This window comes from Acinetobacter sp. ANC_7655 (genome assembly GCF_056784015.1).
This window is the reverse complement of sequence record NZ_JBWYJB010000003.1, coordinates 1-22,731: the sequence shown is the minus strand read 5'-3', so window position 1 is coordinate 22,731 and position 22,731 is coordinate 1. Positions and strand designations below refer to the sequence as shown.

At 38.7% G+C, this 22,731-nt stretch carries 24 protein-coding genes; 13 read left to right on the top strand and 11 right to left on the bottom strand.

Translation table 11 applies throughout. The annotated features are described in order from the left end of the window. Positions 1 to 315: 315 nt before the first annotated feature. Together AC1M9N_RS05375 and pnuC are read right to left on the bottom strand one after the other, a co-directional pair. Positions 316 to 582, bottom strand: coding sequence for a hypothetical protein (locus AC1M9N_RS05375; RefSeq protein WP_092766902.1), 267 nt, complete (start codon positions 580 to 582; stop codon positions 316 to 318). A 101-nt stretch (positions 583 to 683) separates the two neighbouring features. Further along, a complete protein-coding gene (gene pnuC, locus AC1M9N_RS05370; protein WP_481954386.1) occupies positions 684 to 1,265 on the bottom strand; it encodes a nicotinamide riboside transporter PnuC in 582 nt (193 codons plus the stop codon). A gap of 173 nt (positions 1,266 to 1,438) precedes the next feature. On the opposite strand from pnuC, the gene AC1M9N_RS05365 reads away from it, so the two are divergent. After that, complete coding sequence (locus AC1M9N_RS05365; RefSeq protein ID WP_481954385.1) at positions 1,439 to 2,230, top strand: crotonase/enoyl-CoA hydratase family protein; 792 nt, start codon at positions 1,439 to 1,441, stop codon at positions 2,228 to 2,230. A gap of 22 nt (positions 2,231 to 2,252) precedes the next feature. Continuing rightward, positions 2,253 to 3,152, top strand: coding sequence for an alpha/beta hydrolase family protein (locus AC1M9N_RS05360; RefSeq protein WP_481954384.1), 900 nt, complete (start codon positions 2,253 to 2,255; stop codon positions 3,150 to 3,152). A gap of 8 nt (positions 3,153 to 3,160) precedes the next feature. Here AC1M9N_RS05360 and AC1M9N_RS05355 read toward each other — a convergent pair whose 3' ends face one another. After that, the gene (locus AC1M9N_RS05355) at positions 3,161 to 3,610 is read right to left on the bottom strand and encodes a hypothetical protein (RefSeq protein WP_051586611.1); all 450 of its coding nucleotides are present in this window, start codon (positions 3,608 to 3,610) and stop codon (positions 3,161 to 3,163) included. Positions 3,611 to 3,962: 352 nt separating this feature from the next. Here AC1M9N_RS05355 and AC1M9N_RS05350 point away from each other — a divergent pair, with 352 nt between their 5' ends. The 3 genes from AC1M9N_RS05350 (at position 3,963) to AC1M9N_RS05340 (ending at position 6,488) form a co-directional block, all read left to right on the top strand. Further along, positions 3,963 to 4,163 (top strand): hypothetical protein, encoded by a 201-nt coding sequence (locus tag AC1M9N_RS05350; RefSeq protein ID WP_035269110.1) that lies wholly within the window; start codon positions 3,963 to 3,965, stop codon positions 4,161 to 4,163. 267 nt (positions 4,164 to 4,430) lie between these two features. Next, the gene (locus AC1M9N_RS05345) at positions 4,431 to 5,495 is read left to right on the top strand and encodes an aromatic ring-hydroxylating dioxygenase subunit alpha (protein ID WP_481954383.1); all 1,065 of its coding nucleotides are present in this window, start codon (positions 4,431 to 4,433) and stop codon (positions 5,493 to 5,495) included. Positions 5,496 to 5,546: 51 nt separating this feature from the next. Continuing rightward, on the top strand, positions 5,547 to 6,488 hold the full coding sequence (locus AC1M9N_RS05340; RefSeq protein ID WP_481954382.1) for a PDR/VanB family oxidoreductase: 942 nt from the start codon (positions 5,547 to 5,549) through the stop codon (positions 6,486 to 6,488). Positions 6,489 to 6,538: 50 nt separating this feature from the next. Here the strand turns inward: AC1M9N_RS05340 and AC1M9N_RS05335 are convergent, their stop codons facing one another. The 3 genes from AC1M9N_RS05335 to mhpT form a co-directional block, all read right to left on the bottom strand. Next, on the bottom strand, positions 6,539 to 7,228 hold the full coding sequence (locus AC1M9N_RS05335) for a GntR family transcriptional regulator (protein ID WP_035269117.1): 690 nt from the start codon (positions 7,226 to 7,228) through the stop codon (positions 6,539 to 6,541). A 126-nt stretch (positions 7,229 to 7,354) separates the two neighbouring features. Beyond that, positions 7,355 to 7,813, bottom strand: a complete 459-nt coding sequence (locus AC1M9N_RS05330) for a MarR family winged helix-turn-helix transcriptional regulator (RefSeq protein WP_092766907.1) — start codon at positions 7,811 to 7,813, stop codon at positions 7,355 to 7,357. A gap of 64 nt (positions 7,814 to 7,877) precedes the next feature. Next, a complete protein-coding gene (mhpT, locus tag AC1M9N_RS05325; protein WP_481954381.1) occupies positions 7,878 to 9,110 on the bottom strand; it encodes a 3-(3-hydroxy-phenyl)propionate transporter MhpT in 1,233 nt (410 codons plus the stop codon). 270 nt (positions 9,111 to 9,380) lie between these two features. Here mhpT and AC1M9N_RS05320 point away from each other — a divergent pair, with 270 nt between their 5' ends. From AC1M9N_RS05320 to AC1M9N_RS05285, 8 genes are all read left to right on the top strand, one after another. Then, a complete protein-coding gene (locus AC1M9N_RS05320; RefSeq protein WP_481954380.1) occupies positions 9,381 to 10,214 on the top strand; it encodes a p-hydroxycinnamoyl CoA hydratase/lyase in 834 nt (277 codons plus the stop codon). Between the two features lie 49 nt (positions 10,215 to 10,263). Next, the gene (locus AC1M9N_RS05315) at positions 10,264 to 11,715 is read left to right on the top strand and encodes an aldehyde dehydrogenase (RefSeq protein WP_481953837.1); all 1,452 of its coding nucleotides are present in this window, start codon (positions 10,264 to 10,266) and stop codon (positions 11,713 to 11,715) included. 78 nt (positions 11,716 to 11,793) lie between these two features. Beyond that, complete coding sequence (locus AC1M9N_RS05310; protein ID WP_481954379.1) at positions 11,794 to 13,680, top strand: feruloyl-CoA synthase; 1,887 nt, start codon at positions 11,794 to 11,796, stop codon at positions 13,678 to 13,680. Positions 13,681 to 13,752: 72 nt separating this feature from the next. Then, positions 13,753 to 14,892 (top strand): acyl-CoA dehydrogenase family protein, encoded by a 1,140-nt coding sequence (locus AC1M9N_RS05305; protein WP_481954378.1) that lies wholly within the window; start codon positions 13,753 to 13,755, stop codon positions 14,890 to 14,892. Between the two features lie 48 nt (positions 14,893 to 14,940). Then, positions 14,941 to 16,194: an OprD family porin gene (locus AC1M9N_RS05300; RefSeq protein ID WP_481954377.1), complete on the top strand. Its 1,254-nt coding sequence runs from the start codon at positions 14,941 to 14,943 to the stop codon at positions 16,192 to 16,194. A gap of 52 nt (positions 16,195 to 16,246) precedes the next feature. Beyond that, a complete protein-coding gene (locus AC1M9N_RS05295) occupies positions 16,247 to 16,780 on the top strand; it encodes a DUF3237 domain-containing protein (protein WP_481954376.1) in 534 nt (177 codons plus the stop codon). A 22-nt stretch (positions 16,781 to 16,802) separates the two neighbouring features. Then, positions 16,803 to 17,189 carry a PaaI family thioesterase gene (locus AC1M9N_RS05290; RefSeq protein WP_035270089.1) on the top strand — a complete coding sequence of 129 codons (387 nt, stop codon included), beginning with the start codon at positions 16,803 to 16,805 and terminating at the stop codon, positions 17,187 to 17,189. 13 nt (positions 17,190 to 17,202) lie between these two features. Then, a complete protein-coding gene (locus AC1M9N_RS05285) occupies positions 17,203 to 18,552 on the top strand; it encodes an MFS transporter (RefSeq protein ID WP_481954375.1) in 1,350 nt (449 codons plus the stop codon). 119 nt (positions 18,553 to 18,671) lie between these two features. Here AC1M9N_RS05285 and pcaG read toward each other — a convergent pair whose 3' ends face one another. From pcaG to pcaB, 5 genes are read right to left on the bottom strand one after another with little or no spacing between them, the layout of a single operon-like run. After that, a complete protein-coding gene (gene pcaG / locus AC1M9N_RS05280; protein WP_481954374.1) occupies positions 18,672 to 19,301 on the bottom strand; it encodes a protocatechuate 3,4-dioxygenase subunit alpha in 630 nt (209 codons plus the stop codon). A 14-nt stretch (positions 19,302 to 19,315) separates the two neighbouring features. After that, positions 19,316 to 20,041, bottom strand: coding sequence for a protocatechuate 3,4-dioxygenase subunit beta (gene pcaH / locus AC1M9N_RS05275; RefSeq protein ID WP_092766916.1), 726 nt, complete (start codon positions 20,039 to 20,041; stop codon positions 19,316 to 19,318). Between the two features lie 35 nt (positions 20,042 to 20,076). Then, on the bottom strand, positions 20,077 to 20,475 hold the full coding sequence (gene pcaC / locus AC1M9N_RS05270) for a 4-carboxymuconolactone decarboxylase (protein WP_035269644.1): 399 nt from the start codon (positions 20,473 to 20,475) through the stop codon (positions 20,077 to 20,079). A gap of 47 nt (positions 20,476 to 20,522) precedes the next feature. Next, entirely contained in the window at positions 20,523 to 21,305 is a 783-nt protein-coding gene (pcaD, locus tag AC1M9N_RS05265) for a 3-oxoadipate enol-lactonase (RefSeq protein WP_481954451.1), read from the bottom strand. Continuing rightward, a complete protein-coding gene (gene pcaB / locus AC1M9N_RS05260) occupies positions 21,302 to 22,660 on the bottom strand; it encodes a 3-carboxy-cis,cis-muconate cycloisomerase (RefSeq protein ID WP_481954373.1) in 1,359 nt (452 codons plus the stop codon). Before pcaB ends, pcaD begins: the two co-directional genes overlap by 4 nt. Between the last annotated feature and the right edge of the window lie 71 nt (positions 22,661 to 22,731).

Below are 22,731 nucleotides of genomic sequence, written 5' to 3'. Positions count from 1 at the left end.
AAAAATTCGATTGAATAGTCTTAACATAATGAACTAACTCAATTGAAACAGCTCATCAAAATAAACTATATTTTCATTTAACTCTGTAATCATTAAATCTATTTCACCCCTACAAAATATAGTGAATAAAATCACATATTTTTTATTATAATTGCACTTATTATCACAATCTAACCTTAAGATTAGGATTTATCAAGGTTTTTTTACCATTTATTCTATTTTTTTTTAAAGCTTTTTTTGCTTAAATCCAGCTAAGGATACGCTCAAGCATTTTAATTTGACTCAGCTAAAAATTGCTAAGCACACTCCTAACTCTTAGAGATCGAGTTCTCGATAAATAACTTTAATTTCTTGTGCAATGTGAATACTGACTTGATGATGCAAATATTGAATCAAAATATCAAATTGCTCTGCACCATCGTCTAATCCAGTACAAAAATATTCAGTATGAGGAGGAAGCGTTTTTAACCACTGACTTTGATAAAAATCGGCAACGGATTCAAAGTTAAGATAACGATGAGGATGCTGTTGTAATGATTTTACAAATTGCAGAAATCGAGCTTCCCAAAAGTGGATAATCATACATTTAAAGTCTACTGGTTAAATTCAATTTCATTGTTACGTCGATCTGCTTTATTTTGCAGATCGAATCATTCAAATCAATGTCCAAGGATGTAAATTTTTCAGAGTGAGTAGACGGTTTGCTGTTGAACTTGATATTTTTTCTTCCACTGAAGATAACCTAATAAGGCTAAAACAATAAATGCGCCATAAAGACCAGCCGTCAAGTATAGATCTTTATACATAAACATCATCACATAGATGATATCCACCGCGATCCAAGCAGGCCAAATTTCCAAATATCGTTTAGACGTCCAATATGTAATGAGCAGACTTAAACTTGCCAATTGAGCATCTAAATAAGGAATGGAAGCATCCGTAAAATAATCCAGACCTAAACCAAAAATAAGTCCTGCAAACATCGTAAAAAACACATGTTTGATAATTCTCAACCCTTGAATACGATTGATGGCAAGTTGCTCTTGTTGTTTAAACTGAGCTTTCCATATCCACCACCCATACACACCTAAACCGATAAACACGCATTGCAATATCGTTTCACCATAGAGTTGATAATCATAAAATAACTTTGCATATAAGCCATAAGCCACGAGATTCACAGGCCAACACCAAATATTACGGCGAATAGTGAGGGTTACACCCAATACACTAATCAATACTGAAATAATTTCTAAAAGGCTCATACACTACGTAAAATGATCGTGGTTTATTTGATACGCCTATCCTAACGCATATTGAATGGCGCCATACATGATTCTTAACGAACACGACTTAGCGCTGTTCAATTTGAACTGCACAGTTTTGACCTAACCATTAAACTCCTCTAAAAATAGAATATCCTCAATGGAAAATAATAATGATGAATACAACTCAAACGACCAGAATAACCATTGAAATTCGCAATCATCTGATGTTGATTGGTTTAAACCGTGCTGCGAAGCGCAATGCATTCGACAGTCATATGATTGATGAACTTTCACAAGCACTTACCACCTATGAAGACCAGTCTGATTTACGCTGTGCTGTGATTTATGCACATGGAGAGCACTTTACGGCAGGATTAGATCTGGTTGAGCTTCAGCCGCGTATGTCAGATGGTATATTTTCGGAAGATATGAACTTGATTAACCCATGGGGCACGACTGGTCGTAAACGAAAAAAACCAGTCGTTGTCGCTGTGAAGGGGTATTGTTTTACTGCTGGAATCGAACTGATGTTGAATGCCGATATCTGTATTGCCCATCAAAATACCCAATTTACTCAACTTGAAGTGCAACGTGGCATCCTCCCCTTTGGCGGAGCAACTTCACGCTTCGTTAAAACAGCAGGTTGGTCTAATGCAATGCGCTACTTATTGACGGGGGATTTTTTTGATGCTGCAACTGCATTTCGAATTCATTTGATTACTGAAGTAACAGAACAAGATCCGCTTAACCGTGCCATTGAACTTGCCGAATCCATCGCTTCAGCTGCTCCACTCGCTGTTCAAGCCACCTTGACGGCTGCTCACGAAGCGATTTCACATGATGAGCAGTACGCTTTTAATCAGTTAAAGACTCATCTTCTTCCACTAATACAATCTGAAGATGCAGTCGAAGGTATGCGAGCAATGAGCGAAAAACGTCAACCTCGCTTTAAGGGTCAATAGTTCAATATCGGGAAATATAGACATGCAAGCCATTCCAAATGTGAACCAGATGCCAAGAAGCATCAATAAAACTCAAGTTCAGTTTCCTTCCTTAGATAACTATATGCTCACTGGCACTCGCTACCTATCATCTGGTGTGAAGACTGTTGCACGTATTATTGTGGCTTCAGCGACAGCGGTTCCCCAACCTTTTTATCGCAGATTTGCAGAGTATGCTGCAGAACGTGGTTTTGAAGTGCTAACCTTTGATTATCGTGGTGTGGGGGCATCATCTCCAGCACAACTCAAAGGTTTTAAAATGAGTTATTTGGATTGGGGGAAACTTGATCTCGCTGGTGCCATTGAATACTTTTCTAGCGATACTTTCCCCTTATTTGTGACTGCACACTCTTATGGTGGTCAAGCCTTGGGACTTACCCCTAATCATCATCAAGTCAGTGCCATGTGTTGCTACGGTACAGGTGCAGGTTGGGCAGGATATATGCCGTTCAAAGAAAGATTCAAAGTATCCGTGATGTGGAGTATTGTGTTTCCACCCATTGTCGCAGTCACAGGTTATTTACCTTGGAGTAAATTCAATATGGGCTCTGATCTGCCTTTAGGGGTATATCAACAGTGGCGTCGTTGGTGCAAAAATCCGTTATATTTTTTCGCTGACCCCGAGCAACAAGATTTAAAAGCACAATATGCAAGTGTTAAAACCAAAATTTATGCTGTTTCAGCATTAGATGATGATTGGGCTCTCCCAAATTCGAGGCAAGCCTTTATGCAACATTATCGTTCTGCTGATATGCGCTACATTGATATCACAGCCAAACAGTATCAAATGCCTGCAATTGGACACATGGGATATTTCAAAAAAGGCGCAAAAAAAATTTGGGATGACATGCTCCAAAATTATCTCAATTTAGTTAATGATTAAATTCTAAATTACTGAATAAAGTCAGATTGATGCTCTACCCCTTGTGCGTCAGTATGTCGATACATGATGCCATATTGACTCACATAGTATTCAAGTGATTGATTACGATATTCCCATAAAATCGACCACTCACCTAAATCAAATTGATTGATCTGACATAAAGTTCGTGATGGCATCTTGTTCAAAAACTCATATTGAATTTGCTGAGCAAACTTGATATCACGATGATTTACACGTTTCTCAAACAGTAATTTTGCAACCTCATCAAACATACGAATATCTTCGACAGAATCCGTATCATACACCAAGCGCGCCGGCTGGCTGAGATCAGTAGGCTTGAGGAGTTTTGTTAAATCAAAGTGCCTCTGCGTATTCCCCATAATCAATTTAGGTTGTAATAATAGTCGCCATACGGCATAGCAACTGACCAAAGCAAAACACACCACGATTAGCATCATATTTTTTACTCATTCCGATGATTATTCATTGAATCGTTCATTACAGAAATGATTATTTCTTTATTTTTATTGTTAATTTTCTTGGTGTTATTAAGTTTTAACTTTTAAAATATTAACTTAAAAACCAGTAGGGCGATGGCACGAAACGTAACAACTCATTTCAAAATCCACATGTTATGTAAACCGTGTAAATCTAGGTAATTTTACTCAATCAATATCACTTAAAAGCATATTAAAAGGTCTCATTAAAATAGGGTTTAAAATCTTAGTGTTCTAAATCATTACGACATGTTTTGTCGTTTAACTTGATACGCATCTACACTATTCATATCTCAAATTTTATAATTTAACCATGAACTATTCCCGTAAACGCAAACCCATTACCAGTGCATGGCCAGTTGAGCATGATTGCTTCCTCATTGAAAACAGTCATCTTCAACTCGAAGCATTGCAACAGACGCTTCCTTATTCTGCTCAAGAAATTCAAGATCGCCAAGAAATCTTGGGGCTCACGAGACGTCGTCGTCAAATGAAAAAATTAGGTCAATTTTAATTTTCTAATGAAGCTAAAAATAAAATCCCAATAATCGATCAAGTTTAAGCATTTTTTGTTTAATGAATTAACCCTCGTCCCCTCTCTGACAATGAATCAATTTCGCCATATTCTTGGATGGTGATTTGCCATCATTTTTGCTCAAAAATAATTATTATTTAAATGCTCTCTCAAAAATGGATCCAAAATATTTATTTTTAAAGATTATTATTGACTTTTTATCTAAAAAATAGAATTATTGGATCCAATTGATAAGGAGATCAACTCATGTTTGTAAAAAATGCTTGGTATGTGGCGGCACGACCTGAAGAAGTACAAGACAAGCCTCTAGGAAGACAAATTTGCGGTGAAAAAATGGTTTTTTATCGTGGAAAAGAAAACCAAATACATGCCGTTGAAGATTTTTGCCCACATCGCGGTGCACCTTTGTCATTAGGCTTTGTTGAAGATGGTCAACTGGTCTGTGGTTATCATGGGTTAGTGATGGGATGTGACGGCAAAACGGTTTCAATGCCTGGGCAACGTGTACGTGGCTTTCCTTGCAATAAAAGCTATCGCGCAATTGAAAAATTTGGCTTTATTTGGGTATGGCCAGGAGACCAATCGCTTGCAAGTGAAGATCAACTCCCAACTTTAGAGTGGGCTGAAAATCCAGAATGGGCCTATGGTGGTGGACTATTCCACATCAACTGTGATTACCGTTTGATGATTGATAACTTAATGGATCTCACCCATGAAACATATGTTCATGCAAACAGCATTGGTCAAAAAGAAATTGATGAAGCTGCACCAACCACTCGTGTTGATGGTGGCCATGTTGTGACTGAACGCCATATGGAAAACATTTATGCACCTCCATTTTGGCAAATGGCTCTAAAAGGTAATAATCTCGCTGCAGATGTTCTAGTAGACCGTTGGCAAATTTGTCACTTTCATGCACCTAGTAATGTTCATATTGAAGTTGGTGTTGCCCACGCAGGACATGGTGGTTACAACGCACCGGAAAATAAAAAAGTGTCTTCAATCGTTGTAGATTTTATTACCCCCGAAACGGAAACGTCTCACTGGTATTTCTGGGGAATGGCTCGACACTTCCAACCTGACAACATCGAATTAACTAACCAAATTCGTGAGGGACAGGGCAAAATTTTCTCGGAAGATTTAGATATGCTTGAACAACAGCAACAGAATTTATTGAGACATCCTGATCGTAAATTGCTGATGCTGAATATTGATGCAGGCGGTGTTCAATCTCGAAAAGTAATTGACCGCTTGATCAGCTTAGAGCAAACGAATGATGAGCAGAAAATGACAACTTTGAATGTTGTTTAAAGTAAACCCACATTTTATCAGTTTTTCATTTTACCAAGGAGCGATACTCACATGGATGTGACTATTCAGAAGATTTATCGTCATAATGAACACATTTTATCTTTCGAACTGGTAAACACCCATGGTGAATTATTACCAGTTTTTCAAGCCGGTGCACATATTGATGTGCACTTAGGTAATCAATTAATTAGACAGTATTCTTTGGCAAATTGTAGTTCAGAGCAGCACCGTTACGTCATTGGTGTCCTGAATGATCCTTTATCACGTGGTGGTTCTAAATTTATTCATGAACAACTTCGTGAGGGTCAGCAGCTCAAGATTAGTGAACCACGAAATTTGTTTGCCTTGGTTCCTGAGACAGAATATGCATATTTGTGTGCAGGTGGAATCGGTATCACTCCTATCTTAGCAATGGCTAAAGAGCTTAAACGCAATAATCAGCCCTTCCAATTACTGTATTTTGTGAAAACGAGAGCTTCTATTGCATTCCAACAAGATTTAGAGGCTCTAGGAGATTCCGTCCACATCCATATTGATGATGAACCTGAAACACATATTCTTTTGAATACAGTCTTTGCCTCTCCTCATATCGATCATCATATTTATGTATGTGGCCCAGATGGTTTTATGAACTATGTGATCCATACCGCAGATACGCTCTCTTGGCCTAGTCATCAAGTACATAAAGAGCATTTCAGCGCACAAGCTATTGATACCAGTCAAGATGGCAGTTTTGAAATTGAGATTTTAAAAACAGGGCAACGTATTCATGTCGCAGCTGATCAATCTGCAGCACAAGCTTTAGAACATGCTGGAATCTGTATCCCTTTATCTTGTGAACAAGGTATTTGTGGCACTTGCTTAGTAGATGTAGTTGAAGGTGAAATTGATCACAGAGATATGTATTTAACTGAAGAGGAACAAGCTGCAAATGATCAATTCACACCTTGTTGCTCAAGAGCCAAATCTCAACGAATTATCATTGATGTTTAATTTGGATCGATAGATTTTCAAGTGTAGCCCTTCATTAATTGAAGGGTTTTTTATATAGACCCATCTGTATGAAATATTGAACGCATAGTCTCCCCTAAAGTAACCACATGACTATGCTCACGCATTAAACTTTCAGCGCGTGCTGAGTCTTGTTGCTTTAATGCATTGAATATTGAGCAGTGTTGGATATGCGCATATTGCAAACGACGAATTTCAGACAGCGCATTATTTTTATCATAAGTCAGTGCTTGTGCAGATGCCATAGGTAACTGATTGTTTTTACTGAGTGCTTGCACAATTGCGACATTATCCGAGCCTTGAATAATAGTATTGTGAAAAATAGTGTTGTAATGATGGTAGGTTTCTAAATCATCGCTTGTTAATTCTGGTTTATTGAATATGGAATCAATTTGCGTAATACAATTCAAAAGTGTTTGATGTTGATCTAACGTCATGCCTTTTTCAGCAAGCGTTTTTGCAGCAAGACCTTCTAAAACGCCACGTACATGCAACGCATCATGAACTAATTTGGATGAAATTTCTCGAACAGTATAGCCTCGAGTTGGATTTTTAACGAGTAAGCCTTCTTGCTCTAAAAGCCGAAAAGCCATTCGAATAGGTTGACGCGATACACCTAGCATTTCAGCAGTCGGAATTTCAGCCAAACGAGAACCTCCTGCAATCTCCCCAGAAATAATCATTTTTCGAAGTTCAATTAACACTTGCTGCCCTGAAGACATATAACTACTCAATTTTTTTGATCATGATTGATCCTAACGAGTCAGATTTGGAATATCAATCTCTGTTGACTTAAAGGACTCTTTTAGGCCGGAAATTCACTATTCTATTTTTGATAACTGAGGTGATTATGAGTTCGTATCATCAATATTTATTTTTTGAAGATTGGTTGCCATTAACTCTAGATTGTTTCGAATTAAATAAGCTAAATGGATATCTACCCCATCTAACATTTTTTGTTCTATCTCATTAACAATGTTTCGACATTGTTCGAGTTTTTCAAATCCTTTAGGCGTTACATTAATTAAAATTCTTCGTCCATGTGAGGGATCTGAAGCTCTACTGATCCAATCCTGGTTTTGTAAATCTTGTAGAATTTTATTGGTAGATTGCGGTTTAATAAATGAACGTTCTGCAAGTTTTGCATTAGATAGATTGCCTTTCGCAGCGATAACTGACAATGCTGTAAACTGAGATAAGGTGATATCTAAGTCTTTTAAACGTTCAGTTAAAAGTTTACTCACAATACGATCAACCCTTGCAATTATATAGCTCAGTGTCGGAATCGAATGATTAACTTCTGACATTTTATATTCCTTAATAGATGAACAAAAGTATGACTACTGTCGTAATCATACTTTTAACATATGTTTAACGTGTAGTTATATTTAGAACAGCATCAGACTGCTCTGGACGTGGTTTGCGTACAAGCATTAATGCCGCAATAGCTGCAAATAAAATCAGTGGAATACTTGCACCAATGACCATTGCTGAACTAGAACCTAACGACAGTAGCATGCCAGCAAATAGTGGCCCTGCAAAAGATCCTATACGCCCTACTGCGACTGCAGCGCCTACACCCGTGCCACGCATTTCTGTTGGATAGAACATCGCTGCCAATCCGTAGAGCGCTGATTGGCCACCTACAATAAATAGACCACAACCCACAGCAGACAATACAAGTAAGGCAACAGTTGGTGAGATTGCAAGACAGCACAGTGATAACAAAATACCAATATATATAAATTTAATTACAGTACTCATGCGAATCTTATCAAGTAAAGTTCCCATGAGAATCGACCCGAAGATACCACCGATGTTGTAACCAATTTGAACATAGTTCGCTTCTGTTTTTCCTAAACCTTGTGCACCCATCAATAGTGGCAACCAGTTGAGTAAAAAATATAAAACAACTAACGTAAAGAAAAAACTGATCCAAATTTGAATCGTGGAAAAACGCCGTTCTTTTGCAAACAACACTTCAAAGAATGGGGTAGAAGTTTTATTCTTCGTCGCTGTTAAATAGTCTTTAGACTCTGGCAAATATTTCATTAGCAAAGGGATTAAAAGAATTGGCGCGAAGCCACCAATGTAGAAGATATGTCTCCATTGCGCATCACCAGCTAAACCCATTGCCACGAATGATGTCAACATTCCACCAAATGGAATACCGCTATACATAATACTGACTGCAATGCCTTTATGTTTCTCTGATACTGCCTCAGATGCCATGGTGATCATCATTGGTAAAGCGCCACCCATCCCTAAGCCAGTCAAGAAACGAATGATTAAAAGCAGTGTATAATCAGAAGCATATGCCGTTAGAACTGACATCACTCCAAAAATTAAAATACTGGTCAATAGAACTGCCTTACGCCCAATTTTATCAGCGTAACGACCTCCTAATAATGCACCAGATAAAGTACCCAAGATTGCCGCGCTAAATGCCCATGCCATTTGAGTATTATCTAAGCCAAACTCTGCTCGCATCCGTGGTGCTGCTACGCCCATTGATTGAAGATCGAAACCTTCAAATACAGCGATAGCGAAACACAGTACGAGTGTAAGCGTAGCTTTAGTCTTACTACTTACACTTTGTTCCATTTTTTATTGTCCCTTTTAGAGCTTTTAAAATACTTTTAAAAAATACACATCCTATGTATTGCCTCCGTCCAGGCAACTTAAAAAATATCACCTAAACTTATAAAATAATCAATATTTTTTTTTAAATAAAATTCATTTAAAATATTATTTTATTAAATATCAATATATTATAAAAATTATATAAAAAATTCAAAAAAACACTTGTATGTAAGTTTAACTGATATTATCTTAATTCCAACAGGACATAAAACAAACACTAAGGAGCTTATCATGTCTTATCAAAATCGCTGGTCCACTGTTGATGTAAAAGTTGAAGCTGGCATTGCTTGGGTCACTTTAAATCGCCCAGAAAAGAAAAATGCGATGAGTCCAACCTTAAATAAAGAAATGATTGATGTACTTGAAACGCTTGAACTCGATCCAGAAGCAGGTGTTTTGGTACTCACTGGTGCTGGGGATTCTTGGACAGCAGGTATGGACTTGAAAGAGTACTTCCGTGAGGTTGACAGCCAGCCAGAAATTTTCCAAGAGCGAATTCGTCGTGATGCATCACGTTGGCAATGGCATTTACTTCGTTTTTATTCAAAACCAACGATTGCAATGGTAAACGGCTGGTGCTTCGGTGGTGGATTCTCACCACTAGTCGCATGTGATCTAGCCATTGCAGCAGATGAAGCTACATTTGGCTTGTCTGAAGTGAATTGGGGAATTCCTCCAGGTAACTTAGTGAGCAAAGCTATGGCTGATACAGTCGGTCATCGTGCTTCTATGTACTACATCATGACAGGCAAAACCTTCTCTGGTGTTGAAGCTGCAAATATGGGCTTAGTGAACAAGAGTGTTCCACTTGCTCAATTACGTTCAGAAGTAACTGAATTGGCAAATAATTTGCTTGAAAAGAATCCAGTTGTACTGCGTACTGCGAAGAATGGTTTTAAACGCTGTCGTGAGCTGACTTGGGAGCAAAACGAAGATTACTTATACGCCAAACTGGATCAATGCAACTACCGTGATGATGAAGGTGGTCGTGCACAAGGTATGAAGCAATTCTTGGATGACAAAACAATCAAACCAGGTCTTCAAACTTATAAACGTCCTGCTTAAGCAGAATCTACTTTTTTCGTCATGATGGACATGTAAGGAAACATTCACCATGCAAAACGTACAGTTACTTATTCACGGCCAATCTGTTGCAGCAAGTTCAGGACAAACTTTTGAAAGAATCAGTCCAATTAATGGCTCAATCGCATCAACGAGTGCAGCAGCGACTTTAAGCGATGTTGATCGTGCAATTGAGTCAGCGCATGAAGCATTCAAAACTTGGTCTGTTCTATCACCAACAGACCGACGTTTAAAATTGCTTAAAGCTGCAGATTTGATGGATCAAAAAACTGAACAGTTTATTCAAACTGCAATACATGAAATAGGTTCAACTGCGACGTGGTATGGCTTTAATGTCCATCTTGCTGCCAATATGCTGAGAGAAGCAGCAGCCATGACTACACAAATTGATGGAAATATTATTCCATCAGATGTTCCTGGCAATATAGCTATGGGTGTTCGCGTTCCATGTGGTGTCATCGTTGGTATGGCGCCGTGGAATGCTCCAGTTATCTTAGCCACTCGTGCCTTAGCGATGCCTCTGGCTTGTGGGAATACAGTCGTACTTAAAGCATCTGAAGCTTGCCCTGCAACACATCGATTAATTGGGGAAGTACTTCATGAAGCAGGTATTGGCGATGGTGTTGTCAATGTCATTACTCATGCCCCGCAAGATGCTCCACAGATTGTAGAGCGTTTAATCAGTCATCCATTGACTAAAAGAATTAATTTTACAGGTTCAACGCATGTAGGACGAATAATTGCAGAAACTGCAGCGAAATACCTCAAACCAGTGTTGCTGGAACTTGGTGGCAAAGCACCGGTCATTGTATTGGAGCAAGCGGACCTGGACGAAGCCGTTAATGCCATCAGTTTCGGCGCTTTTTTCAACCAGGGACAGATCTGTATGTCGACAGAGCGTGTTCTTGTGGATGAAAAAATTGCAGATCAATTCATCGAAAAATTGATCAATAAAGTTCAGAATATCAGAGCAGGAAATCCACTTGAGAGTCAAGAACCCCTGGGCGTTCTAGAAAGTTTAAAAGCTGCAACAAGAATCAAAAATTTAATTGAAGATGCACGTGAAAAAGGTGCATATTTACCACTAGGTTTAAGCATTGATGGTGCTATGATGCAACCTACTATCGTAGTTGACGTCACTAAAGATATGCAGATTTATGCCGAAGAGTCTTTTGGTCCTGTGTGCACCGTTCAACGTTTTAAAACTGTTGATGAAGCAATCGATTTAGCAAATGACTCAGAATTTGGATTATCTGCAGCAGTTTTTAGTCAAGATTTATCCCTAGCTCTAGATGTTGCTAAACGTATCGAATCAGGTATTTGTCATATTAATGGTGCAACCGTTCATGATGAAGCGCAAATGCCTTTTGGTGGCGTGAAACAAAGTGGTTATGGACGATTTGGGAGTAAAGTCTCAGTTGCAGAGTTCACTGAGCTTCGTTGGATCACCATGCAAACCAAAACTCGTCACTACCCTATTTAACGAATATTTCAAAGAGTTGACATGAAGTCAGCTCTTTTCGTTGGAAAAGAATAGCTAAAAATACATGGAGTGAAAACAATGTCGAATATGACGGTTCATACGCATAAATATCCTGAGCGATTTGTTAAATTAGGCAGTCACGAGATTGAGTTTCAATCTAAAAATGGCACTTTGTATATTTCCCCAAAAGAACAACTTAAACCATACCCACAAAAAATTACTGACCGTTTAATTCAATATGCTCAAACACATCCCGATCGTGTATTCGCAGCAAAACGTGGTCATGATGATGAATGGATTAAGCTTACATACGCAGAAACATTAGATCGAGCATGGCGTATTGCACAAAGTTTGAAACAATATTCACATCTTTCAACTGAACGTCCTATTGTCATTCTATCTGGAAATGATCTAGAGCATCTTACTTTGTCAATGGGAGCAATGCTTGCAGGAATTCCATTCTCTGCAATTTCTCCTGCCTATTCACTTATTTCTAAAGATTTTGGCAAGCTCAAACATGTGTTTGATCTTCTAACACCAGGTTTGGTTTTTGCTAATGATGGTCAAGCTTTTGCTAAAGCGATTGAACATTGCTGTGATACAGATGATATTGTGATCGTTACGAATTCTGGAAAACTTGGTGAGAAAAATTGCCTTGCTTTCTCTTCACTCCTCTCCTCTGAAATTAGTGATATTAAAGATCATTATGAGACCATTGATGAACATCAAATAGCGAAATTTCTATTTACATCTGGCTCAACTAAAATGCCGAAAGCGGTACCTACAACGCATCTAATGCTATGTACCAATCAACAGATGCTGCTTCAGACCTTCCCTGAGTTTGAAGAGACCCCCCCAGTATTAGTTGATTGGTTAGCATGGCATCATACTTTTGGTGGCAGTCATAATGTAGGAATCGCATTATATAACGGCGGCACAATTTATATTGATGACGGCAAGCCAGTTCCAGGAAAGATGGAAGAAACCATCAGGAATCTTAAGGAAATTGCACCTACTGTGTATTTAAACGTTCCTAAAGGATGGGAAGAAATAACCGTAGCACTTGAACAAGATGCTGAGTTACGTGAAAAATTTTTTAGTCGAGTTAAAATTTTGTTTTTTGCTGGTGCTGCACTATCAGAAGCTGGTTGGAACAGACTTGACCAAATCGCGCAGTCACACTGTGGGGAACGTATTCGTATCATGAGCGGTTTGGGGATGACTGAGACTGCACCATCATGTGTGTTTACAACTGGTCCCAAAGTAATGGCTGGGTTCATTGGATATCCAGCTCCAGGTTGTGAAGTGAAATTAGTTCCTTATGGTGACAAACTTGAGTTTTGTGTTCGTGGTAAAAATGTCATGAAACATTACTGGCGTCTACCTATGGAACAACAAGCTGACATCTTTGATGATGAAGGCTTTTACCGCACCGGGGATGCAGTGAAATTAGTGGATCCATCCGACCCGAGTCAGGGACTCATGTATGATGGCCGTATAGCTGAAGATTTTAAGTTGAATACAGGTACCTTTGTCAATGTTGGAACTTTACGCAATAAAGTTCTCATTACAGGTAATCGACTTATTCAAGATGTATGTATCACCGGTTCTAATTTAAGTGCGATTGGATTTTTAATATTTCCCAAAATTGCAGATTGCGCTGAGTATGCAGGATTAGATTTAAGTCTAGTGGATACTAAAGAGGTGCTTCTACACCCTAAAGTTCAACAGTGGTTTAAGCAGTTTTTAATTGATTTCAACAAAGATGCGACAGGTAGTTCAAACACTGTTTCTATGCTTTACCTCATGATTGAACCTCCACTTCTTGATGCAGGAGAAACCACTGATAAAGGCAATCTCAATCAAAGTGGTATCTTGAAACGTCGCATAGCAATGGTGGAAGAGTTATACGAAAAAAACATCAATAATCCACTCATTATTCGCATTCCAACCCTTAGAAATTAACTCAACTTTTTTATTCAGCAGCGTTTAGTCAAACGCTGCTTAGACAGTTGCATTCAAAATTAGGATAACGCTATGCAGAAAGATAGTGATTTTGAGCTGTTTCGGGACAATTATCGACGCTTCCTAGCAGAGTTTGTCGCCCCATATTATGAGTCATGGGAAGAGCAAGGACTCATGCCTCGACAAGTTTGGGATCAACTTGGACAAAATGGATTTTTATGCGTCGATGTGCCTGAACAATATGGAGGTTACGGCGCACCGATATATTATTCACAAATGATCGTTCAAGAAACGGCTCGAGCGGGCTTCTCTGCGTTAGCCGTTGCAATCGGTGGTCAGAGTGAGCTTGTTTCACCCTATATCCAGAATATTGGAAGTGAAGATCAAAAACAATATTGGTTACCTAAAATGGTATCCGGTGAAGTTGTTACAGCTATTGCAATGACTGAAGCCAATGCAGGTTCAGACCTACAAGCCATCCGCACTCAAGCCTTATTAGATGGCGATCATTATGTGGTAAATGGCTCAAAAACGTTTATATCGAATGGTCAACATGCAGATCTCATAGTTTTAGTTGCTAAAACTGATCCTCAAGCAAGAGCTAAAGGTATTTCGATTTTATTGGTGGATGCTCATTTAGATGGAGTAAAAAAAGGTCGTGGTCTAAAAAAAATTGGACTTCAATCTCAAGACACTACCGAATTATTTTTTGACCAAGTCAGAGTTCCTAAAGACCAATTATTAGGTCAGGAAGGTCAAGGCTTTAGCTATCTCATGCAAGAACTTCCACGTGAGCGTTTGAGTATTTCTCTCATGGCATTAGGCGCTTTGCAAGGTGCTTTAGAAATTACTCAAGAATATGTCCTCGAACGTAAAGCTTTTGGACAATCAATTGCACAATTTCAAAATACTCGTTTTGTAATCGCTCAAGCCAAAATTAAAACTCTAGCAGCCGAAGCCTTTGTCGAAAAATGTAAGTCGCTTTATCAACAGCGAGTATTGGATGTAAGCGAAGTTGCGGCATTGAAATGCTTCATCACTGATACCCAATGTGAAGTCATTGATCAACTTCTGCAATTGTTCGGGGGATATGGATACATGCGGGAATATCCAATATCTCGATTTTATGTCGATGCACGTGTTCAAAAAATTTATGGGGGAACCAATGAAATTATGAAAGAAATCGTTGCAAGAGAACTTTTAGGAAAATAACACAAAGATTACCTCTATGTATTAATACTATTTCAGGATGAAATAAAGATGAAAAAATTATGGATCACACCACTTCTATTATGTACCGCTCCAGTATTTGCAAATAATTTTATCGACCAAAGTAAAGTCGAATTAACTGCACGTAACTTCTACTTTGACCGTGACTTTAAAGTTGAGAATAGATACCCCGCATTAAGAGACTGGACACAAGGATTTATCTTTAAAGCGCAATCTGGATTCACCGATGGAACGATTGGTTTTGGTTTAGATCTATTAGCGACTGCAGGTTTTAAACTGGATGCTGATGCTAAATATGGAGGTACAGGAAACTTAATTCGTTCCTTGGAAACCAATGAGCCTGCAGATCAATATGGTGAAGTTGGAGTCACTTTAAAAGCTAAAGTTTCTGAAACCGAGGTACGTATAGGGACCCTTCAACCCATGACTCCTGTTTTAGTCGGCTCTCCAGCACGACTTTTACCTCAAACGTATCGAGGTGTTGCAGTTCAATCTAAAGATATTCAAGGTCTGGATCTCCAAGCATCCTATATTGATGAAGTCAATCAACGTGATTCTACAAATTATGAAGCTATAAAGATCTCTGGAGTAAATGGTCGTTATATTTCTGAAGAAACAGATTATTTGTATTACTTAGGTGGACATTATGACTTGACTCATAATCCATTGCGGTTGACTGCATTTCATATGGATGTTAACGACTTATATCGCCAATCGTTGTTAGGCATAACCTATAAATATCCAATCTCAAATCAATCCACTTTTACAACACAGTTGCGTTACTACATTAGCGATGAAGATGGGACTGCTAAAGCGGGTTTAGTTGACAATAATTTACTTCATAGCCATTCAGAACTTCAACACCAAAACCATAAGTTTATCTTTTCTACATTTCACCACTTTGGAGATACTGCTTTTCCGTACTTAACTGGAGGAGAAACTGGACTAGCAATTGATACTTGGACTGGTGAGTTTTTGAATGCGAAAGAGCGTGTTTATAGCCTGCGTTATGAATACGATTTTAAAGACTATATTCCAGGTCTTCGTTTTATGACCCGCTATACCCATGGTAGCAATATTTACGCACCACAGTTGGGTGGTACAGATTTTTCGGAAGATGAATTGGATTTTGATCTAGCTTACACAGTTCAAAATGGCCCACTAAAAAATTTAGGTTTACGCGCGCGTTATGCGATCTACGATAATGATATGCCAATTACCGCCAATATTAAGCCAGCCAATGAAACTCGTATCAATATTGATTACACGTGGAAATTTAAATAATAACAAAAGGGTTCTTTACTGAGGAACCCTACCCTCTCTAAGGATAATAAGTATGAAATATTTAATCGGCTTATTGGTCTATACCACCACTACATTAAGTTTGGCAAATACCCAATATTCACCACAACCCATAAAACTTGAACCCCTTGCGACATTCAATGTTGAACTCACAGCCCCAGTTTGGGAACTCGGTAAAACTTCAGATTTAGGGCAAAGACGCATTATCCCAATCACTGGAGGAACTTTTTCTGGACCAAGTTTGAAGGGGCGTATTCTTAACAATGGTGCAGATTGGCAAAAGGTCGATAGCAAAGGTTTGGCATATATAGATACGCGCTATTTATTAGAAACTGATGATGGTGCTCTGATTTATTTACAACCTAAAGGTTATCGCCATGCTTCACCACAAGTACTAGAACAATTAAGTCGTGGCGAAGATGTTAATCCCACTCAATATTACTTCAAGTTAACCATGCAGTTTGAAACTAGCTCAGAAAAATATGCATGGCTAAATCAGACAATTGCAGTTGGAAGTGCAATGCGTCTCGGAAAAGCCGTGATCTATGATGCATTTACAGTGAAATAAATATTAAAAGGAGTACTTTTTAATGGACGAACAAGTTTTATCTAATTTACCCCCTATTCATCATTTATTGGGTGGTCATCAACTTCAGTGGGACAAGGAAAAGCGAGTAATTTCAGTTCAATATATTGCTCTTGAAAGTTTTACCAATCCCAGGGGAAGTGTTGAAGGAGGCATGATCTGTGCCATGCTTGATGATGCAATGGGAATTTTAGCTGCCTTAAATCAAACAGAAAAACCAGCTGCCACAATTAATTTAACAATTGATTTCCTCAGACCATGTGAAGTTGGTGAAGTATTGGCAAAAGCGTGGTTCATTAAAGAAGGACGTAAAATTTTAAGCATTGAAAGTGAAGCTTGGCAGCATGGAAAGTTAGTGGCAAAAACCAGTGCTGCATTTATGGTTCTATAAGGATTAAAAAAGAATGGATATCTTAAAATTAAAGGACTTTGTCGAAAATGAAAAAATAAGTTCATATCAAAAATTCGTCGTTTTTTTCTGTTTTATTTTATACATTATCGATGGATTCGATTTCATGATAATGGCTTATTTGGCAAGTTCAGTTGCCAATGAGTTTTCATTAACTGGTACTAATATAGGAACTTTAATCAGTGCTGGTTTAATTGGTATGACCGTCTGTTCATTTTTACTTGCACCTCTCGCAGATAAAATCGGTAGACGTAATTTGATTAATCTTTGTCTATTAATCTGTGGTTTGAGCATGTTTGCATCTGCATTTGCCACCGATTTTAAGCAATTGGTTCTGTGCAGATTTCTCACTGGTGTTGGTATTGGTGGTGTTCAAATCAGTGCTATGATTTTGGCCAGTGAATATTCTCCGACTAAATATAAAAGTTTTAGTGTTGGTATATTATCTGCTGGTTATGGGATTGGAGCAATTAGCGGAGCACTACTTGCTGTATATAGCTTAGAAAGTATCGGTTGGAGACAAGTATTTCTAATTGGTGGATTCGTTACTACATTTGCTTTTCTTTGCTCATTGAAATTTTTACCAGAATCGATCGATTATTTATTAATAAAACAACCAAAACATGCTTTGGAAAAATTGAATCAAATTTTCTCTAAAATGCATAAAAAACCAATTCTCGCACTCCCTAAAGCATACAAAGAAAATCAAAAGTCTTCTTACGTAGAAATATTTAACCACAAGTATTTAGTTAAATCCCTTGTATTATGGGTTTCTATATTCTTTATTCTTTTTGGTTTTTATTTCGTGATGGGCTGGACACCTAAAATTCTCAATAGTTCTGGTCTAGATAACTCATTATCTATTAAAACTGCCATGATGATCAGCGTGGGTGGTATTTTGGGTAGTTTTATCATTGGTGTTCTTAGTTCTAAAGTCAGCGTATACATCAATCAAATTGCCTTTTTAATCCTCACGTACGTATGTATTTTATTGTTTGTGAACAATACAGATAATTTAAATATATTAATTATCGTTGCCACAACGCTAGGATTCTTTATTAATGGCTGTTTAGCTGGAATCTATGCCATTTCTACACAGCTCTATGAGGCAGATGTACGATCAACAGGCGTGGGGATTGCAACCGGTGTTGGTCGTTTTGGTGGTATTTTCTCTCCAATCATTGCGGGATACTTTTTAGACCTAGGGAACTCGCCTTTAGAATTGTACGGAAATTTTGGTTTTGCATTTGTTTTAGCAGCTATTGCCATTTTCATCATCTATAAGTTAAAACAAAGATCCGTAGTAAATACACCATATGTCGTTTTACAAAAAGAACCTCAATAATTTATGCTCACGGATATATAACTTTGTATTGTTAAGATAAGTTGTTTCATCAAAATCTATTGATAGAAACAACAAAAGGTCAGTGAAATCACTGACCTTTTTAATTTCTTGTTCAAAGTTTAAATATCAAAGAATACAGTTTCATTTTCACCTTGAATGCGAATATCGAAACGATAAACGATCTGACCATCACGCTCTTCACGCTTAGCAATGAGTGTTTGACGACGTGGCGCCCACTCAATACCATTCAAAATTGGGTCTTTCGCATTCGCTTCAGCTTCATCCTCGAAGTAAACTCGAGTATGTAAACCTAAATTGATACCACGCGCAAAAATAACCAGCGCGATATGTGGTGCTTGCTGTGAACCCTTACGTCCAGGAACAGCACCTGGTTTGATCGTATCGAAGCTCCAAAAACCAGTGTCAAAATCCGCACCCGCTCTACCCCAACCTAAAAAGCTTGGATCTGGCTGCTTCCCTTGCGTATCCTGCTGACTTGGATAAACACCATTGGCATCAGCTTGCCAAATTTCTACGAGTACATCGCGAAGTGGTAAACCCAAACCGTCAAAAACTTGCCCTTCGAGGCGAATACGTTCACCTTGAGTGCCATCTTTCACCATTTGATTATTGAAGCTATGCTCAAATACTTCTATACCAGCTTGATTAGGCATTAATCCAATATGGACATATGGACCACCTGTTTGAGATGGTGTTTCATGTAATTCTTCAAATTTCCAGCCATTCATCCTGATGCTCCCTATCAAGTCAAATCATTTTCAAAATATGTCGCACGACGACCACGTAAAGTAATGTCAAAACGATAGCAACGACTATCTGCTTCAATAAAGTTGCTCTTGTCTTCGAGCGCAATTAAAGCTCTTCGCTGTTGTTCTGAAGGCACAGTTTTTAAAATTGGACAGCTATCAATTAATGTATCGCCTTCAAAATAAAACTGGGAAATCAAACGCTGTGCCCAGCCATCTGCCATCACAGAAAAATGGATATGTGCTGGACGCCACTCATTGATACGGTTACGCCACGGATAAGGTCCTGGTTTTATCGTTCTAAAAATGAAGAATCCATTTTCATCTGTGAGCATTCGACCGCAACCACCAAAGTTAGGGTCCATAGCTCCCACATACTGATCATTTGGATGGCGATAACGTCCTGAGGCATTCGCTTGCCATACTTCAATCAAAGCATTTTTAACAGGACGACCAAATTGATCACGTAAATAACCATGAATAATGACGCGTTCACCAACAGGTAAACCATCTTTTGCATAATTTAAAATTAAATCATTGTCTTTAGGACCCAATAAGTCTGCGCTAAAGTGAGGTGCAGTAACCTCGGTTAATGTTTGCGCAATCGAAATCAGTGCATTTTTCGGGGAACGTAATACACTGGTTTTATATCCCGGTGCATATGCTGGTGGATGATCATCTGTATTTCGCTGTGCATAAGCACCCATCAGAATTTGAGACATGAACCTCTCCTTATTCAATTTAAAATATCGTCCGTTTATTTAATTTTCTCAGGCGAAATGCCTAACTCTGCAAATACTTCTTCTGCCATATGCATTGCAGCATTGGCTGCAGGCAGACCTGCATATAAAGACGCATGCAAAAATAATTCTTTAAGATCATCTTTGGTAACGCCATTGTTGAAACAAGCACGAATATGCATTCTGAGCTCTGCTTCACGCCCCAATGCAAGTAAGATTCCAATCGTCACCAAACTACGTGTGTGTCTTGGCAATCCTGGTCGTGACCAAACCTCACCCCATGCAAAACGACTAATAAAGTTTTGAAAATCAGCATTAAATTCGTTTAAATTTTCAAGTGAACGCCCGACATGGGCTTCACCCAAGACTTCAGTACGGACTTCTAGCCCCTGCTTATAACGTTCTTCATCATTCATGAGGTTGTTCCTCTTTAAAATTGAAATTATTTGATGTTCAGATGTGCTTAAGACTGAATAAAAGCAAGCAATGCTTGGTTAAATTCAACTGGTCGCTCAATATTGGATAAATGCGATGCATCTATGACTGCAAGTTGACAGTCAGGTATATGTTGTTTTAAAAACTCACCATCATTCACTGTGGTCACAGGATCTAAGCCGCCACATAATGCCAAACAAGGCACAATAATTTTTCCAAGTTGATTGCGTAAATCCGTCTGAGCTAAAGCACGACAAGAGGCTGCATAGCCTTTAGGCTGAGTGACAGACAAACTCTGAATGGTTTTTTGAGCTGTCACATCGTGTAAATAATCAAATTGTTCACTAAACCAACGCGTATGTGTAGTACTGACGATATCAGCCAAACCATTTTGTTCAACCGCATCTGCACGACTCAACCATGCCTCGGCATTTCCAATTTTTGCTGCTGAATTTGCAATGGTAATAGAGTGAAAACGCTCTGGTGCAATTATGCCTAATTGAATCCCAGTAACTCCCCCCATGGAGATACCACAAAAATGCGCTTTTTCTATAGAGAAATGATTGAGTACATCAAGGACATCATTGGCTAAATCAATGATTGTGGTATTTTCAATGACACTACTTCTTCCATGACCACGTGTGTCGTAGCAAATCACATCATAATCTTTGGAAAAATAATCAATTTGGGCTTGCCACATGCCATGATCAGTGCCCAGTGAGTTTGAAAAAATGATGCTTGGTTTTGTATCGTCACCAAAACGATAGACCGCAAGCTGCTGACCATTACGATTATTGATTAATGTCATTATGGTGTACTTCCTTGAACGCTCTCTAGTACCGCATCTATTTGTGCTTGAGTATTTCCTAGATAATGTTGCGGATTAAAAATCTGACGGAGTTGATCTAGATCAAAAATAGCTAATATTTCTGGATTATTTTGTACAACATCGAGTAAGTGTCGTTGTTCGGCAACTGCTTGCTTACAAGCAGCTTCCACAAGATGATGTGCATTCAATCGACCCATCTGAGGTGCGAGTGACATCATCAGTGCTTCAGCCATGATTAATCCTTGCGTGCACTCTAAATTTCTGAACATATTTTCAGGATCTACTTCTAATCCCGTAAATACATCGATTGCTCTACTTAAACTACCCGCCGTCAGTTGAAATAACTCTGGTAACGCTAGCCATTCAGCATGCCATGCACCTAAACTTCTTTCATGTTCTTGTACTAAGCTTTGGTAGATACTTGACATTAATGCAGGGACGCGATTTGCAGCGGCTAGAATTGAAGCAGCTGCAACAGGATTACGCTTATGAGGCATCGTCGATGACCCTCCACGCCCAGCACCACTCGGTTCAAACACTTCTGCAATTTCTGTTTGCATCATGAGTGACCAGTCACGGGCCATCTTGCCCAAGTTTCCTGTAATCGTTGCAAGTACATGTGCAATGTCGGCTACACGATCTCGCTCCCCATGCCATGTACATACGGGCGTATTTAAACCAAGTTTTTGTGCGTAGCTACTCACTACAGCCGAACCATATTCAGTTAGTGAAGCTAAAGTACCTACCGCACCCCCTAACTGTGCTGTTAAGACATGTTGCTGTAACTGCTGAACACGCTTTAAATCTCGATCTAAACTAGAGAGCCACCGTGCTGTTTTATGTCCAAAGGTAAGTGGTAAACCTTGTTGCAACCATGTACGTCCAATCATCACCTGATCACGGTATTGAATCGTCAGTTTTTTAGTTGCCTGAATAGCTTGAATAAGTTGCTTTTCGATCAGCTGTAACGCATCTTGAGCTTGCAGCATAAAGGCCGTATCAATGATATCTTGGCTGGTCGCACCCCAATGCACATAACGAGAAGCATCTTCATTGATTTTTTTCACAGCAGCAGTGAATTGCTTTACGAATGGAATTGCAATATTGCCAGCGAGACCACTGGACTGTGCCAAATGATCAAAATTAATAATGGAATGAATTTCTTGTTCTGCAACACGTTGAATCGTTTCAGCAGCAATTAAGGGAATAACACCAACTTCAGCTTGAGCTTGAGCCAGTGCAACCTCTGCACGCAACATATATTTTACGAGTGCTTCATCACTAAATATGATATTTACATCATTCTGATAAAACAAACTTGCATATAACTGACTCATAACTTATCCCTATTACGCTTCATCATGTGTTTCACCATAAAGCGTCTGTCCAAAAATTGCTGTTAAACTTT